This window comes from Brevibacterium salitolerans, from assembly GCF_039531405.1.
Classification (GTDB): Bacteria; Actinomycetota; Actinomycetes; order Actinomycetales; family Brevibacteriaceae; genus Brevibacterium; species Brevibacterium salitolerans.
Map to the genome: position 1 here is coordinate 92,716 of NZ_BAAAPZ010000012.1, position 15,122 is coordinate 107,837.

14 protein-coding genes are annotated in these 15,122 nt (G+C 72.5%); 7 read left to right on the forward strand and 7 right to left on the reverse strand.

What is annotated here, in order from left to right; all coding sequences use genetic code 11:
- Positions 1-66: 66 nt before the first annotated feature.
- From ABD240_RS12810 to ABD240_RS12820, 3 genes are read right to left on the reverse strand one after another with little or no spacing between them, the layout of a single operon-like run.
- On the reverse strand, positions 67-807 hold the full coding sequence (locus ABD240_RS12810) for a response regulator (RefSeq protein ID WP_291791785.1): 741 nt from the start codon (positions 805-807) through the stop codon (positions 67-69).
- 46 nt (positions 808-853) lie between these two features.
- Positions 854-2,908: a sensor histidine kinase gene (locus ABD240_RS12815; RefSeq protein ID WP_291791789.1), complete on the reverse strand. Its 2,055-nt coding sequence runs from the start codon at positions 2,906-2,908 to the stop codon at positions 854-856.
- A 51-nt stretch (positions 2,909-2,959) separates the two neighbouring features.
- On the reverse strand, positions 2,960-3,997 hold the full coding sequence (locus ABD240_RS12820; protein WP_344337660.1) for an ABC-2 transporter permease: 1,038 nt from the start codon (positions 3,995-3,997) through the stop codon (positions 2,960-2,962).
- 157 nt (positions 3,998-4,154) lie between these two features.
- Here ABD240_RS12820 and ABD240_RS12825 point away from each other — a divergent pair, with 157 nt between their 5' ends.
- Complete coding sequence (locus ABD240_RS12825; protein WP_291791795.1) at positions 4,155-4,742, forward strand: TetR/AcrR family transcriptional regulator; 588 nt, start codon at positions 4,155-4,157, stop codon at positions 4,740-4,742.
- Positions 4,743-4,887: 145 nt separating this feature from the next.
- Here ABD240_RS12825 and ABD240_RS12830 read toward each other — a convergent pair whose 3' ends face one another.
- Positions 4,888-5,802 (reverse strand): siderophore-interacting protein, encoded by a 915-nt coding sequence (locus tag ABD240_RS12830; protein WP_344337661.1) that lies wholly within the window; start codon positions 5,800-5,802, stop codon positions 4,888-4,890.
- Positions 5,803-5,993: 191 nt separating this feature from the next.
- Here ABD240_RS12830 and ABD240_RS12835 point away from each other — a divergent pair, with 191 nt between their 5' ends.
- Positions 5,994-6,206: a heavy-metal-associated domain-containing protein gene (locus ABD240_RS12835; RefSeq protein ID WP_344337663.1), complete on the forward strand. Its 213-nt coding sequence runs from the start codon at positions 5,994-5,996 to the stop codon at positions 6,204-6,206.
- Positions 6,207-6,427: 221 nt separating this feature from the next.
- On the opposite strand, the gene ABD240_RS12840 is transcribed toward ABD240_RS12835, so the two are convergent.
- Positions 6,428-6,739, reverse strand: coding sequence for a hypothetical protein (locus ABD240_RS12840; protein ID WP_291791805.1), 312 nt, complete (start codon positions 6,737-6,739; stop codon positions 6,428-6,430).
- Between the two features lie 82 nt (positions 6,740-6,821).
- Here ABD240_RS12840 and ABD240_RS12845 point away from each other — a divergent pair, with 82 nt between their 5' ends.
- From ABD240_RS12845 to ABD240_RS12855, 3 genes are all read left to right on the forward strand, one after another.
- Complete coding sequence (locus ABD240_RS12845; protein WP_344337665.1) at positions 6,822-7,415, forward strand: hypothetical protein; 594 nt, start codon at positions 6,822-6,824, stop codon at positions 7,413-7,415.
- 107 nt (positions 7,416-7,522) lie between these two features.
- Positions 7,523-8,512 carry a response regulator transcription factor gene (locus ABD240_RS12850; protein WP_344337666.1) on the forward strand — a complete coding sequence of 330 codons (990 nt, stop codon included), beginning with the start codon at positions 7,523-7,525 and terminating at the stop codon, positions 8,510-8,512.
- Positions 8,513-8,533: 21 nt separating this feature from the next.
- On the forward strand, positions 8,534-9,793 hold the full coding sequence (locus ABD240_RS12855; RefSeq protein WP_291791812.1) for a sensor histidine kinase: 1,260 nt from the start codon (positions 8,534-8,536) through the stop codon (positions 9,791-9,793).
- 16 nt (positions 9,794-9,809) lie between these two features.
- On the opposite strand, the gene otsB is transcribed toward ABD240_RS12855, so the two are convergent.
- Complete coding sequence (gene otsB / locus ABD240_RS12860; protein WP_291791815.1) at positions 9,810-12,602, reverse strand: trehalose-phosphatase; 2,793 nt, start codon at positions 12,600-12,602, stop codon at positions 9,810-9,812.
- Positions 12,599-13,366, reverse strand: coding sequence for an HdeD family acid-resistance protein (locus ABD240_RS12865; protein ID WP_344337668.1), 768 nt, complete (start codon positions 13,364-13,366; stop codon positions 12,599-12,601). Before ABD240_RS12865 ends, otsB begins: the two co-directional genes overlap by 4 nt.
- A 142-nt stretch (positions 13,367-13,508) precedes the next feature.
- Between ABD240_RS12865 and ABD240_RS12870 the strand changes: the two genes are divergently transcribed.
- Positions 13,509-14,222: a winged helix-turn-helix domain-containing protein gene (locus ABD240_RS12870; RefSeq protein ID WP_344337669.1), complete on the forward strand. Its 714-nt coding sequence runs from the start codon at positions 13,509-13,511 to the stop codon at positions 14,220-14,222.
- A 305-nt stretch (positions 14,223-14,527) separates the two neighbouring features.
- The gene (locus ABD240_RS12875) at positions 14,528-15,109 is read left to right on the forward strand and encodes a TetR/AcrR family transcriptional regulator (RefSeq protein ID WP_291799480.1); all 582 of its coding nucleotides are present in this window, start codon (positions 14,528-14,530) and stop codon (positions 15,107-15,109) included.
- The last annotated feature ends 13 nt before the right edge of the window (positions 15,110-15,122 follow it).

Consider the following 15,122-nt stretch of genomic DNA (forward strand, 5'->3'; position numbering starts at 1 on the left):
AGCGCACCTCACCACGGAGCGCGTGCTCCAGCACACCTCACTGCTGAGTGCGTGCGCGCCCGCGCCTCAGCTCACGGCGATGTACTCGAGCACAGGGCGGCCGGCACTGCCGTAGCGCGGCTGGCGGTCCAGCAGTCCCACGTCCGCCATCGCCTCGAGGTAGCGCCGCGCCGTCACACGTGAAACGCCTATCTGATCCGCGGCCTCCGCGGCGGAGAGCCCCGTGTCCGTGAGGAGAGCGATGATCTGGTCCTGGACCACCTCGGGCACGCCCTTGGCCCGCTGCGGCCCGGACCCGGCCCTCATCCCCGCCACCGCGGCGTCGATCTGCGACTGGGTGACTGCCTCCGCCGCCGGGCCGCACTGTCCGTCCACCTGCCGCCGATAGGCGGCGAACGCCTCCAGCTTGGACCGGAACACCGGGAAGGTGAACGGCTTGAGGATGTAGTGCACCACGCCCAGGGAGAGCGCGTCCTGCACCACCTGCATGTCCCGCGCCGCGGTCACCGCGATGACGTCCACACCGATCTGGTGGGCGCGCAGCGTGCGCAGGAGCTGGATGCCGTGGCCGTCAGGGAGATTCATGTCGAGGAGGACCAGGTCGATCTCCTTGGCGTCCACCCCCACGATCCGGCCGGTGAGCGCGGCGAGCGCGTGCTGCGCGTTCTTGGCGAAGCCGATGAGGCGGAAGCCGTCCATCCGCTCGATGTAGTTGGCGTGCGCTCGCGCTGCGATGGTCTCGTCCTCCACGACGAGCACACCGAAGCTCCCGGCGTCCCCGGTTCCTCCATGTGTGGCTGCGACCATACCCGCACCGTAATGCGCGTTTGCCCGATTCCGCCATTCCTCCCGGTCAGAAAGACTGTTCCGGACCCGGACGATCGGCCTCCCGCGGGCCGCCGGGCCCCGCAGCCTCAGACCCCACACCGGCCGACCCCGAGGCCTCCGCCGCACCCGCCGGTCCCGCGGCCTCGGCCTCCGCGGCCTCCGGCTCCGCCTCCTGCGGCGGCGAGGCTCCGGGAACCCACACCGTGAACATCGCTCCCCGCAGCGGCGCCGGGAGGTCCGCGGCCTCGGCGTCCTCCATGAGCTCCTCCCCGGAGCCCTGCACGTCGATCGCCCCATGCATGCGGCGGACGGCCTGCACGACGATGGACAGGCCCACCCCGCGGGGCGAGGTGGAGACCTCCCTGCCCTCCGCGGTGCTCGCCGCGACGCCGTCGTGCTTGGTCGACCAGCCGCGGTCGAACACCCTCTCGAGCGCGTCCTCGGCGATGCCCGGGCCGTCGTCGCTCACCTCGATGACGAGGCCGGAGGAGCCCCTGCCGGCGAAGCGCACCCGCACCCGCTTGCGTTCCGCGGGCACCGCGTCGGCGCTCACGGCGTCGAAGGCGTTGTCGACGAGGTTGCCCACCACCGTCACGAGATCCCTGTCGTCGGCCGTGATCGGGCCGGTGAGATCGTCCGTGTCCAGGTCCAGTTCGATCCCGGACTCACCGGCCTGCGCGAGCTTGGTGAGCAGCAGCGCGGACAGGACGGGGTGGTCGAAGCCGTCCAGCAGGTTGTCCGCTGGCCGCTCCGCCTGCGCGACCTCCCGGGTGGCGAAGCTGACGGCCTCCTCGAACTGCCCGGTCTCCATGAGGGAGACGATCATGTGCAGGCGGTTGGCGTACTCGTGCGTCTGCGCGCGCAGGGAATCGGAGAACGAGCGCACGGAGACGAGCTCGCCGATCAGCCCCTGGAGCTCGGTGTGGTCGCGCATCGTGGTCACCCAGGTCCCCGAGTCCGCGGAGGTGGGCTGCTGGTTGACGACGAGCACGCGCCGGGTGGTGTAGTGGATCTCGTCACGGGCGTAGCGGCCCTCGGAGAGCAGCTGCTCCAGGGAGACGTCGAGGTCGAGGTCCTCGAGTGCCACCGCCTCCGCGCCGGTGCGCGGCGGCAGGCCCAGCAGCTCCGCCGCCTCGTGGTTGTGGAACACGATCCCGCGCCCCCGGTCCACGAGCACGAGGCCCTCCGAGACGGCGCGGAGGACGGAGGAGTAGTACTCCAGGACCGAGCCGATCTCCTGGGTGCCGTAGTCGCCGGTGGCCCGTCGCAGTCCGCGGGACGTCACCCAGTTCGCCAGCACACCCAGGACGATGGTGAGCACGCCGAAGCCCACGATCGCCGCCAGCTGCGGCGCGAACTCGGACCGCACCGTCACCGGCGACATCCCGACCGCCACGGTGCCCAGGAACTCGCCCTCCTCCGAGGTGATGGGCGCGGTGGCGACGAGCAGGTCCACCGGCTCGTCGAGGAAGCGCACCGCCGCCTCCGTGCCGGAGAGCCGCTCCGGGCCGAGCCGGGCGAGCGCCGCGGTGAGCGCGGTGGCGCTCGCCTCGGAGGAGACGGAGGTCACGGGTGTCTCCTCCGCGCCGGCGGGTCGCCCCGAGGTCCCGCCGAGGCCGCGTCCGCGTTCCAGATAGGAGGCCGGCACCACGGCGACGGCGTCGAAGCCGTAGGCCTGCCGCTGGAAGTCGACGCGCTCGGCGACGGCGGCGTTCTCGTTGCTGCCGTGGACGAAGGCGGGCAGCGGCTCCGCGGGCCCGGCGGCGGACGCGGCATGGGCACTCTCCGCGAGCGCCGGGGCGATGACGTACCGGGCGAGGGTGGGCCCGCTCGCCACGCTCCGCGCGGAGTCCGCGAGGCGCTCCTCCGTGTGCTTGTCGTTGATCCCGCTCAGCACCAGGTAGAGGGCCGTGCACAGCAGCAGGACGATGCCCACGAGCATGATCGAGTTGGCGGCGACGATGCGCGAGGCCGCGCTCGAGGACGGCCAGCGCAGCAGCAGCCGCCGCAGACCGGTGGTCTCACGCGCCCGCGGCGGCGCTCCGGGAACGCGCCGCCGGCGCGTGGGTGTGGCACTCATCGCGATTCATTGTGCCCCACCGGCGCCGTCGCGAGGACGCGAGCGCTCGGATCAGTGCCGCGCCCGGCCCCGGAGGCGGCCGAGGCACAGGAGCAGGAGCCCGAGGACCGCCCAGCCGCTCAGCACGAGGAGCGGGAACGAGGCGTCCGCCCCGGGGAAGTAGGAGGCGTCGCGGAGCAGGCTGTTGCCCGCACCCGGCGGAAGCCACTGACCGAGGGCACCCCAGGGTGCAGGCAGGAACTCCGGCGGGAACTGGGTGCCGGCGAGCGGATTGCCGATGAGCATGAAGAGCACCGGGCCGACCGCGAGGCCGGGCCGGCCCAGCAGCGCCGCGAACCCCACGATCGCGGCGCCCATGGCCAGGAGCGCGAGTCCGAACGCACCGGCGACCGCCCAGTACTCGCCGCCGAGGAAGCCCAGCCAGCCCTGCATGATCCCTGCGAGCGCCGCCCCGCCGGCCGCCGCGTACACCAGCAGCGCGAGGACCCGGCGCCAGGCGCCGGTGACCGCCAGGGCGATGCCCACGCCGCCGATCATGCCGCCGAACACCAGCGGGAGCCCGGCGGAGGCGAGGCCTGCTCCGCGCTCATCGGTGCTGACGAGGGGCACCACGTCCGTGAGGGGGACCGTGACCTCGGGCACCTCCGGAGCCCCGGCGGCCTGCGCGGCCGCGGCCGCCTGCTGCTGCGCCATTCCCTGCAGCTGACCGTGGAGCTGCGCCATGATCCCCGAGGTCGCCGCGCCGGCCGCCGAGGCCGTGAGCACCTCCGGCTCCTCACCGAGGACGATGCCGCCGTAGGCCGCGCGGGACTCGATCGCCTCCACGGCCGCGTTCCTGTCGGGGACCTCGATGAGCTCGAGCACACCGTCCGCCTGCTCGTCGAGGGCCGCCTCCACCGGCGCCAGCGCCTCCGCGGGCCCCGTGATCGCGACGGGCACGTCCTCGGGCTCCACGACGGAGGAGGGCCAGGTGAAGGCGAGCGCCACGAGACAGACGACGGCGGAGAGCAGCACTCCCAGCAGGCCGGCACGAGCCCAGTGCGTGCGCGGAGCTGCCGCGGGCACGGCGGCGGATGCGGTTTCGGACATGGCCCTCGTTCTCCTTCACGTCTGAGGCAGCGGGATCCATCGGGGGCACGCGGTCCGCGCGCTCCGCCTAAGAAAAACGAATCCTCGTTCTTTATAGTAGCCTCGGAATGCACCCGCGCACACCCCGGGGGGGGGAGAGAATGAGGCCATGCCGAAAGTGAGCGATGCACACCGCGAGTCCCGTCGGGACCAGATCCTCGACGCCGCTGCGGCCTGCTTCCTGCGCAACGGGGTGCAGGCGACGACGGTCGCGGAGATCATCCGGGAGTCCGGGCTGTCCGCCGGCGCGATCTACGGCTACTTCCCCGGCAAGCAGGCACTCGCTCTGGCGGTGATGCGCCGCGAGGCGGGCGGACGGGCCGCGGAGCTCGAGGCCGAGGCCCGCGAGAACGCGCTCTCCCCCGGCCAGATCATCGCCTCCATCTCCGCCGCGTTCCTGCGGCGGCGCCCCGCGCCCGCCCTCATCGTGCAGATGTGGGGCGAGGCCGCGAGCAACCCGGACTTCGAGCAGATAGCCGCGGCCGCCTTCGAGGAGATCGGCACGATGCTGGAGCGGCACCTCTCCCGCTGGGCCCGCGAGTCACGGGGCATGGACGAGGCCGCGGCCGGGGAATGGTCGGGGCTCATGCTCCCCGTGGTGCTGTCCCTCCTGCAGGGCCTCATCCTCCAGCTGACCCTGCGGCCCGGGTTCGACCTCGACCGCTACATCGCCGGGGTCGATGAGCTGTTCCGCCGCACGGGCTGAGGCCGCCCGCCGGGGCGACGCGGATGCACGCACCGCCGCAGCCCCTCACCGGATCGCTCACCGGCCCCCACTGGGCCGCTCGCGCCGCCCCCGCCCCACGGGGTCCTGCAGCTCAGAGCCTGCAGAGCCCGCAGGAGCCCGCAGCTCAGAGCCCGACGGACTCGTAGAGCGCATTCACCTCGTCGATGACGTCCTCGACCGGGCGGTCGCTCTCGTAGAGCTCCTCGATGTGCGCGCGGAACTCCGGAGCGAGGGCCTCCCAGCGCGCACGCCACTCCTCCGCCCGCTCGATCCAGTAGCCCACGCACTTGTAGGCCTCGCCCGGGAGCTTCCGCTCATGGCGCAGGTGCTTGCGCACCTCGCGGATGACCCGCGTCTCCGAGGCGAGCCAGACATAGGTGTCCTCACCGGGTGCGAGCCGCCGGAGCACGGAGAGCAGCTGACTGGGAGTGCGCCCGTTGCCGGTGCCCTCGACCCACACGTAGTCGATGTGGACCCCGGCCGGGACCTCGGCCGTGAGGCGGTTGCCCGGCTCCCGGATCTCCGCGACGACGGTGGTGGCGATCCTGCCGGCCGTAAGCTCCGCGATGCGCAGAGCGGCGGGGAGACCCGGCTCGTCCGCGGCGAGGATCTGCCTCGCGATCCCGGGCGGGGCCTCATAGAGGGGGCAGGGCGGATTCACGGCCACCACCTGCCCGGGAGACGCCTGCAGGGCCCAGGCGGCGGCGACTCCGCCGGCGTGGACGACGAAGTCGATGTCGATCTCGCCCGGCCGATGGGCGCGGACGGTGTAGGTGCGCATGGGGGCGGGCTCCACCCCCTCGGGGAAGTCCCAGCCGCGGTCCGCGATGCGGGGCATGCGCGGCTCCGCCTCCGAAGCCTCGGCGAAGAACACACGGACGTACTCGTCCCCGACCCCCGTCGTCGGGTAGTCGGCGAGATCCTCTCCCCCGAAGCGCACCCGGATCATGCCGGGGCCCAGGCGCCGCGCGCCGAGCACCTCAGCACGATGGATGCGCGGAACGTAGCCTGCGGGCAGACCTGCGTACTTCGTGGACATCGCTCCCCTTCGGACCCGACACATCGCAGCCAAATGCTCAGTAGAGCCTAACCTTACCTCCCAAGCCCGGAGGTGGGAACGCCCCTCCCGCAGAGAGTGGATATATACCCCCGTGGGGTATATGCTCGCCGTACGGGCACTCCACCCGCACGGCCCGAACAGAGCACAGCCCCGAACAGAAGGAGAACGCGATGACGACCACTCAGCTGACGGTGCACGGGATGACCTGCGGCCACTGCGTGAGCTCCGTGAAGGAGGAGATCGGCGAGGTTCCCGGCGTCACGAACGTCGAGGTGGAGCTGGTGGCGGGAGGGGACTCCCCCGTCACGGTGACCTCGGAGGGCCCGCTCTCCGACGACGCACTCAGGGAGGCCGTCGCCGAGGCCGGCTACTCCCTCGCCTGACCGCACCGGGCACTGGCCGCGGGGACCGCACCGGGCGCTGACCCAGAGGAGCGCACCGGGCACCGGCCCAGGGAGCGCACCGGGCCCGGCCCCGGAGGACGCACCGGGCCCTGCACGGCATGAGCCCGGTCCCCTGCAGGGGACCGGGCTCAGCAGCCGCAGAGGACCGGACTCGGAGGACGCGCCGCACTCGCGGGACCGGGCCCGGCTGGCGCACGTTCTCACCGGAGGACGGGGCCGTCGATGCTCTCGGCGCTCTCCTTGCGGGAGACCACCCAGTTCATGAGCATCGCGACGCCGGAGAACGCCACGAACGCAATCACGGCGTACAGCAGCGGGAACCCCAGGCTCATGACGGCGGCCAGGCCCTCCTCCGCGAAGCGGCGGCCCGCCGTCATGATCGTGCTGACCACGAAGACGATGAGCGCGACCCAGCCGCCGATCTTCAGCGCGTCCGTGTACGGCACGCTCTTCCTGCCGGCGTGAGGGTCCTGCGAGGGCGCCTGCTGCGCCGAAGAATGCTGCGAAACCATGGTGGCCCCAGTCTACGCGCTGCCGCCGGTCGCAGCACCCTCCCACGTCCGTCCCCCGTGGCACACTGGGAGCATGAGGACGATGAGGGTGCCTTTCGCGGCGTGGGTGGCCCTGGCCGGCCTCGCGGCCGTCGCGCTGCTCCTCGCACTCGTGCCGCTCACCGGACCGGACCGCGGCCTTCGCATCGAGGCCGCGGTGACCCCGTCCTCGCCTGTCACGAGCCCGGAGGCCTCGTCGCAGCCGCAGGCGGGCCTCTTCACGCTCAACCGGATCCGGGAGCACCTCCTCGACCAGCCCCCGGGTGAGGAGGTGCGCGTGGACGCTCGCACCTCGGAGGTCCTCCTCTACTGCAGCGAATGCATCCGCCTGTCCGCCTCGCTCGAGATCTCCGGGGAGCCCTTCCAGATCGCTCTCATCTCCGAACCGGGCTCCGATTCCGTCATCTCCGCCGCCGTCGTGGGCCGGAGGTCCGGAGAACCGGTGCTGAGGCTGATAGTTTCTGGTCATGAGCTCTCGCTGACCCCCGGGCGCGGCGGCACCCTCGTCGCACAGGAGTCCCAGTACGGTCCCGCGGACCAGGCCTGCTGCCCGTCCGGATGGTCCGTTCAGGTCTACCGCTACCGCAACGGCCGCTTCGAGGCCGGTCAGCAGATCTCGCAGGCAGGGACGGGCTGAACGGCAGGAGCTGAGCGGCAGGACGGGGACGGCACAGGGCTTCCCGCACGGCAGGATCCCGAACGCAGGGCGCAGGCCCTGGGACAGGGCGGCAGAGAGGAACGGACATGCACATCGTCCTGGTCGAGGACGACGAGGTCATCCGCGAGACCACCCAGCTGAGCCTGGAGCGGTTCGGATACACGGTGACCGCGTTCGAGGACGGACGGGAGGGCTACGAGTTCGTCGCCCTCCACGGCGCGGACGCCGTCCTGCTGGACCTCATGCTGCCCACCATGAACGGCGCCTCCATCACGCGCGCCATCCGGGAGCGCTCGACGGTTCCCATCATCATCGTCTCCGCGCGCTCGGAGCCCATCGACATCGTCCAGGCCCTGGAGGCCGGTGCGGACGACTACCTCACCAAGCCCTTCGACATGCAGGTGCTCAATGCGCGCATCCGCGCAGTGGTCCGCCGCTTCATCACCGCCGGCACCGGCAGGCTCGGGTTCTCGCCGTCCGCGCTCGACGTCCGCCGGGAGGACCCCTCGGAGACGCTGATCGGTCCCGGCGGCCGGATCACCTCCGCCGCCGGGATCCCCGAGGTGCTGGGCCCCACCCCCGGCTTCTCCGGAGCGGGAACGGGGGCGGAGGCACCCGCCGCGGCCGGAGCGGGAGGAGACGCGGCAGCCGCGCACGGCGCCGGGGAGCCGCACGGGGCCTCGGGCAGCCCCGCGGGCACGGCGGCCGGCGGGCACGGCACGGACGGGCACGCCCCCTCCGGGGGCACACGCGGACACACCGACGCCGCCGGACCGGACGAGCCGGCGGGCCGCCGCATGCAGCTGGGCAGCCTCGTCATCGACACCGGCCGGCTCACCGTGGAGATCGACGGCACGGAGGTCCACCTCACCCCCACGGAGCTGCGCATCCTCATGCTCCTCACGGAGGAGCCCGGCCACGTGTACTCGCGGGAGAAGATGGCCTACACCGTCTGGGGCTACGAATGGGCCGGCGACTCCCGCGTGGTGGACGTGCACATCCAGCGGCTGCGGAAGAAGATCGGCGCGCACATGATCGAGACAGTGCGCGGATTCGGCTACCGGTTCGCGGGCTGAGCCCGCGGCGACGAGGAGCACATGTCTCTCAGATGGAAGATCGTCCTGCTCATCATCACCTCGGTGGTGATCGCGGCGCTGTCCTGCGGAGTGGTCGTGCGGCAGTCCGCCGCCGTCATGGAGACGAACCGCCAGCGTGAGAACGTCACCGCGCAGCTGCGCGACGCGATAGCGATCTACGCGGACACGGGGGTGCTGACGCTCAACACGAACATCGACGACGAGGAGCTTCCGGAGGACGCGCACAGCGCGGCGCTCGACGGGCAGTCCGTCACGACGATGAGCACGATCGGCGACGAGGACTTCCTGTGGGCGGCGGCCCCCATCGAGGTGGGCACGCACTCCGCCGTCATCTCCGTGCGACAGTCCACCCGGGAGTCCGAGGAGCTGCTGGCCGGCATCGACCGGGCCGTGCTGCTGGGCATGCTGGGTTCCGCGCTGGTGGTCGGCGGGATCGGCACCGTGGCCGCGGGGCAGATCTCCCGCCGCCTCACACTGGGGGCGCAGTCCGCGCGGAGGATCGCGGACGGGGACACGAGCGTGCGGGTGTCCGAGGTGATCGACTACGGCGAGGACGAGGTGGCGGACTTCGCCCGGGCCGTGGACTCCGCCGTGGCCCGTCTCACGGAGCGCATCGACTCCGAGCAGCGCTTCACGGCGGACCTCGCCCATGAGATGCGCACGCCGCTCACCGGCCTCGTCAACGCCGCCAACCTCCTCGAGGAGGACTCCCGGCCCGCCGAACTGGTGAAGGAGCGCGTGGCGCGCCTGCAGGTGCTGGTGGAGGATCTGCTCGAGGTCTCCCGGCTGGACGCGGGTCGCGCGCAGCCCCAGCTCTCCCCCATGCCCGTCGACGCCTCGCTGCGTTCGCTGCTCACCACCCTGGACGCCTCGGGGGCGCTGTCCGGCCACACCGTGGAACTGGACCTGCAGGCCGGAGACGCGCGCGTGGTGACGGACCAGCGCAGGTTCGAACGGATCATCACGAACCTCCTGGTCAACGCGGTCAAGCACGGCGGGCCGCCCATCCGGCTGCACTCCACGCCCGAGGCCGTGGTCGTCTCCGACTCCGGCCCCGGCTATCCGCCGGACATCGTCGCGACCGGCCCCACCCGGTTCGTCTCCGCCGGGGGCGGCGGCATGGGCCTGGGGCTCGTGATCGCGCAGGGGCAGGCCCGGCTGCTGGGCATGGTCATCGAGTTCGCCAACGGCGAGGACGGCGGAGCGCGGACCACCATCCGCTTCCCCCAGGAGGAGCGGGAGCGGGCCGAGGAGGAATGAGGCGGCACCCGCCGGGCTACAGCTTCACGTCCAGCTGCTCCGCGAGCACCGCGACGCGGAGGTAGCCCAGGTGCGAGTACGCCTGCGGGTGGTTGCCCAGATGCTGCTCCGCGTGCGGGTCGTACTCCTCGGACAGCAGGCCGGTGGGACCGCGCAGGGAGTCCAGCTGCCGGAAGAGCGCACGCGCCTCCTCCGCCCGCCCGGTGAGCAGGAACGCCTCGATGAGCCAGGTGGTGCAGATGTGGAAGCCGCCCTCGAGGCCCGGGAGCCCGTCGTCGTAGCGGTAGCGGAAGACCGTGGGCCCCTCGCGCAGCTCGCGCTCGACGGCGTCCACCGTCGCGAGGAACCGCGGATCGTCGGGGGCGAGCAGTCCCGACAGCCCCACGAAGAGGCAGGCGGCGTCCAGGTCGTCGTCGCCGTAGGCCACCGTGAAGGAGCCGGCCGTGTCGCTCCAGCCACGGGACAGCACCTGCTCCGCGATCTCCTCGCGCAGGCTCCGCCAGGGCCCGGTGGGCGTGCGGTCGAACCGCTCCGCCACTGCCAGCGCACGGTCCAGGGTCACCCAGCACATCACCTTCGTGTAGACGTTGTGCTTGGGCGCGCGGCGGGCCTCCCAGATCCCGTGGTCCGGTTCGTCCCAGCGGGCGGAGACCGCGTCGGCCATCGCCACGAGCAGCTCCCACTCGTCCTCGGCGAGGGCACCGCGCGCGGCCGCCGTGTCGTGGAGGAGCTCCGCCACCGGACCGAACACGTCCAGCTGCACCTGGTGCTCCGCGGCGTTGCCCACCCGCACGGGGCGGGAGCCCGCGTAGCCGGGAAGGTGCTCCAGGACGGCCTCGCTGGTGAGCGCGGAGCCGTCCACGGCGTAGAGGGGGTGGAGGAACTCCGGGCCGGGGGCCTCGGCGAGGATTCCGCGCAGCCACTGCACGAACCCCTCGGCCTCGCCGGTGGAGCCCAGCTCCAGCAGGGCGCGCACCGTCATGGAGCCGTCCCGCAGCCAGCAGTAGCGGTAGTCCCAGTTGCGGACGCCGCCCACGCCCTCGGGCAGGGAGGTGGTGGGCGCGGCGAGCACTCCGCCCGTGGGGGCGTGGCACAGCGCGCGGAGGGTGAGCGCGGAGCGCACCACGCCGTCGCGCACGTGCGCGGGCAGGTGCAGCGAGTGCACCCAGTTCTCCCAGAAGCCCTCGGCAAGGGCGCGGATCTGCGTCTCCTCCCCCAGCACCGCGGCCGAGGCCGCCTCCGGATCGGAGCCGCAGGCGAACACCAGCACCGCCTTGCCGCCGGGCAAATCGCGCGGCACGACGGTGGCGACGGCGGTGTGCGAGCCGTCCTCCTCCTCGAGGGCGAACCGGACCCCGGGCGCATAGAGGGTCATGGGCTCGCTGGTGCCGAGCACACGCACGGAGGCGCCGTCCACCTCGAGCGCGGTGGGCACCGCCCCGTAGTCCAGGCGCGGCGCGAAGCGGATCCGTGCAGGCGCGTCGCCGGTGAGGACGCGCATGAGGACGGTCTCCTGGGAGTCCTCCGGGACCGGAGCCAGGTAGTCCGCGGCCTCCAGGCCGGCCCAGCGGGTGACGACCGTCATGGTGTCGCCGCGGTACCGCTGGTCGAGGGGACGCGGGGCGGGACCGGTGCCGGATCCGGTGCCGCGGGCGCCCGGACCCTCCGGCGCCACGGCGAAGTAGCCCGCAGCCGGGGAACCCAGGATCTCCGAGAACACACTCGCGGAGTGGGGCAGGGGGTGCGGCATCCAGCAGATCCGGCCGGCCGGGTCCACGAGCGCGGTGGAGTGGCCGTTGCCCAGCATGCTGTGCCGCTCGATCCGCTCGGAGGTACGTCCGTACATCCAGGACCGGCGCAGCTCGAACACCGTGGCGAGCACCAGCCCCACGGCCTCGGGGTCCGGGACGAGGAAGCTCGCGGCGGACTCCGCACCGGGCTCCGCGCACACACGCAGGCCGAGGTCCCGGTCGCCGGTCTCACGCGACTCCGCGCCCGTGCGCAGAGAGGCGAGCGCGGCCTCGTCGGACACGTCGTCACCGATGTAGAGGACCGCGCCGGCCCCCAGCCGCTTCCGCAGCGCCACGAGCGCATCGGCCTTGGAGCCGGGGATGACGGTGAGGTCGAAGACGTCGCGACCGGCCACTGGCTCGATGCCCAGGCGGTCCGCGGTCGCGTGGACCCATGCGGTGATCTGCGCGCGCTCGTCCTCGGTGCGGCCGCGCAGGTGGACGGCCGCTCCGAGCGGCTTGAGCTCGATGAAGACGGACGGCAGGCGGCGACGGAGCTCCAGGAGGGCCTCCCGCAGATCCGTGAGCCGCAGCTCCTCCGTCTCCCCGATGTCGTCGAAGTCGTCGATGCCGAACTCCCCGCCGTGGGAGCCCACCAGGTGGACCTCGCGCGGGAGGCGGGACATCGCGGCGAGGTCTCGCAGGGACCGGCCGGAGATGACGGCGGAGTGGGTGGCCGGCAGGCCCGCGAGCGCGCGCATCGTCTCGACGTTGAGTTCGAGCGGGTAGGCGCGCGTGGGCCTGTCGACGAGCGGGGCGATGGTGCCGTCGTAATCCGTGGCGATGAGCAGGGAGTCCGTGCGGACGAGTTCGACGAGCCTGCCGAAGAGCGCATCCCCCAGCCGGCGCGAGGCCTCCGCGAGATCGACGAGCAGACCGCCGCCGAGGCCCGGGCGGCCCACGCCGCCGCTCGGAGCCCTGTGGACGGCGGCCGCCGCGGGGCCAGGACCTCCGGGCATGGTGTGCACGGGCGCGAGGCTTCCGGGGGCGGTGCCGGCAGCATGCGTGCGTGCGCTCATACCGGGGTCTCCTCCTCTGCCGCCCGCTGCCGGGCGAGCGATCTGCGCGAATAGCCGCCCACCAGGAAGAACACCCCCACGATGAGCGCCGCGGCGCCGGTGAAGCCGAACACGGACAGCGCCCCCATCGAGGAGGCGGCGAGCACGATCACGCCCAGCGCCAGATGGACGGCGCCGGAGATGGCGAAGTCGGAGCGCATGCGCATGCCGCGCTGCTGACGCCAGATCCAGAGCTCGAGGAGCCCGTGGAGGACCGCCCACACCGCCACCGCGGCGCGGAGCTGGGCCGAGCTCTCCGCGAGGAACAGGAAGGCCAGTGCCGGGACGACCACCACGGCCTCGCCCATGAGCGGGGTGCGCAGGTCCGTGTGCGTGCGCAGGCCGTGGACGAGGACCAGGACGCCCGCGGCCGCCAGATAGGCGATGAGCAGGTTGTCCACGGTGGCGACGGGGATGCCCAGGTTCGCGGGAGACCCCAGCTGCTCACGCGGCCAGAAGACCATCGCGAGCCCGAAGACCACACCCAGCAGGCCGCGGATGCTCATCCACGCGCCCAGGGTGCGCAGGTCGCCGAGGCCGGGAGCCGGCTGCCCCTCCGCAGGGCGAGCCGGATGATCCGAGGCGCCTCCTGCCGCGGGGGCTCCCGCCGGGGCGGCGGCCGCGGGCTGCGAGGAGGGAGAGGTGGGGGTCGTGGGAACGGACTCGGCGCCAGCGTGGTCGGTGCCTGCGGCGGAGTCGTGCGGTTCTGCGGTGCCAGTGCTCATCGGGAGCAGTCTAGCGAGCGGGACTGGGAGCGGCAGGGACGCGGACCCCTTTCGGGGCGCACACCGACCTCCCGTTCACCTTCTGCCGACAGAAGTCTGTTTTCGGTCTTCCGTAATTACGTATATTTGCTATCGTGGAAGCATGGACACCTCGGACGCCCGCCTCAGCGGAGTGGAGCAGCGTCTCGCACTGCTGGAGGACCGCCTGCGCCGCCTGGAGGGAGCACGTGCCGCCGCGGAGGCGGCTCCGGAGCCCGCGCCCCACACCGGCCCCCTGCCCGGAACGGCCCCCGCATCCCCCACGACGTCTGCGGACTCCGCGTGCACCGCGGAGAGCCCCGCACTCCCCTCCGGCGCCGCAACCACCGCGGGGCCGGAAGGGCAGGCCGGCGCGGGGCCGGAAGGGCAGGCCGGCGCGGAGAGCACTTCCGGCGGGGCCGACGCACACAGCGACCTCCCGCCGGAGTTCTGGATCCTCGAGGGACTGCGCACGCAGGCGGGCGGGCAGGGCGGTGCCGTCGCCTATGCCGGCGTGCTGAGCGACGAGAGCGTCCAGTGGCAGTACCAGCGACCGGCGGACCACGTCCTGGCGCTGGACTTCGCGGACTCCGCCGCACAGCTCGCCGCGATCGGCAGCCCGGTGCGCATGCAGATCCTCCAGGCGGTCCTGGCGGGCGCGGATTCCGTGGCGCGCCTGAGCGACCTGCCGGACATGGGCAGCTCCGGCCAGCTGTACCACCACCTCAACCAGCTCACCGGAGCGGGCTGGCTCGTCTCCCCGCGCCGCGGCCGCTGGGAGGTGCCCGCGGAGCGGATCATCCCGCTCCTCACCATCGTCCTCGCCACCCAGCGCTGAACAGTCCCCGCGCCGGGGCGGGGCGGGGCCGGGGCGGGCCGGCTCCACACACCCCTCCCGCGCCCCCCGTGTGATCAGTTCTCCCGGCACTCTCACGCCCAATGGCAGGGAGAACTGATCACACAAGGACGTCGACCAGCATTCGTCTCCGCCACGCCGGAGCTGAGACAGGGCTCTCCGACGAGATGTCCAGGCGGGGCACACGCCCATCCACAGGCGCTGGGCGGACCACATACGGCGCCGCGCGGCCGGGCCGCAGCGCCAGAAGACCTGCAGGCCCTAATCATACGTGTTAACCTGTTTGTATGAGGCGCACGGCAGAGGAAGCCGCGCAGACGCGTACGGCGTTGATGCGCGCGGCACTCATGGCCTTCGAGGAGAAGGGGTGGCGGGGGGCGACGTTCGAGCATGTCGCAGAACGAGCCGGCGTCACCCGCGGCGCACTCCACCATCACTTCCGGTCCAAGGACGCCCTGCTCGCGGACGCACTGCAGTGGGGCTGGACGGAGTACGGTGCCCGCCTCTTCGCAGAGACCGCGCACGCCCAGGACCCTGAGACCTGGCTCCGCTCGATGCTCTCCGACTACGTGACGCTGCTGCGCACGGACGACCTGTTCCGAGCACTCGCCTCCACGACGGTGCTGGTGGCACCGCTGTCCGGCAGCGACACCGCAGACAAGCATTCCGCACTGGACGACTGGCGCGAACGGATCGCCGCCGGCCTCGCGGGCGCTGATGCCTCGCTGCCAGCCATGACCGTCGCAGGTCTGGTGCTCGTGCTGCTGCAGGGGCTCACGGTGACCGCCGTGAGCCGCCCCGATGACCTTCCGCAGCCCGCTGAGCAGAGCGCCGCGATGACGGCGCTGGTGAGGGGGCTGCTCACCTAGAGAGGAAACCTCC

Excerpts from the sequence above, each read along its gene's own strand:
- ABD240_RS12855 (WP_291791812.1), top strand. The coding sequence starts at position 8,534 with ATGTCTCTCAGATGGAAGATCGTCCTGCTCATCATCACCTCGGTGGTG.
- ABD240_RS12830 (WP_344337661.1), bottom strand. The coding sequence starts at position 5,802 with ATGTCCACGAAGTACGCAGGTCTGCCCGCAGGCTACGTTCCGCGCATC.
- ABD240_RS12815 (WP_291791789.1), bottom strand. The coding sequence starts at position 2,908 with ATGAGTGCCACACCCACGCGCCGGCGGCGCGTTCCCGGAGCGCCGCCG.
- otsB (WP_291791815.1), bottom strand. The coding sequence starts at position 12,602 with ATGAGCGCACGCACGCATGCTGCCGGCACCGCCCCCGGAAGCCTCGCG.
- ABD240_RS12810 (WP_291791785.1), bottom strand. The coding sequence starts at position 807 with ATGGTCGCAGCCACACATGGAGGAACCGGGGACGCCGGGAGCTTCGGT.
- ABD240_RS12835 (WP_344337663.1), top strand. The coding sequence starts at position 5,994 with ATGACGACCACTCAGCTGACGGTGCACGGGATGACCTGCGGCCACTGC.
- ABD240_RS12820 (WP_344337660.1), bottom strand. The coding sequence starts at position 3,997 with ATGTCCGAAACCGCATCCGCCGCCGTGCCCGCGGCAGCTCCGCGCACG.
- ABD240_RS12850 (WP_344337666.1), top strand. The coding sequence starts at position 7,523 with ATGCACATCGTCCTGGTCGAGGACGACGAGGTCATCCGCGAGACCACC.
- ABD240_RS12845 (WP_344337665.1), top strand. The coding sequence starts at position 6,822 with ATGAGGGTGCCTTTCGCGGCGTGGGTGGCCCTGGCCGGCCTCGCGGCC.
- ABD240_RS12875 (WP_291799480.1), top strand. The coding sequence starts at position 14,528 with ATGAGGCGCACGGCAGAGGAAGCCGCGCAGACGCGTACGGCGTTGATG.
- ABD240_RS12870 (WP_344337669.1), top strand. The coding sequence starts at position 13,509 with ATGGACACCTCGGACGCCCGCCTCAGCGGAGTGGAGCAGCGTCTCGCA.
- ABD240_RS12840 (WP_291791805.1), bottom strand. The coding sequence starts at position 6,739 with ATGGTTTCGCAGCATTCTTCGGCGCAGCAGGCGCCCTCGCAGGACCCT.
- ABD240_RS12865 (WP_344337668.1), bottom strand. The coding sequence starts at position 13,366 with ATGAGCACTGGCACCGCAGAACCGCACGACTCCGCCGCAGGCACCGAC.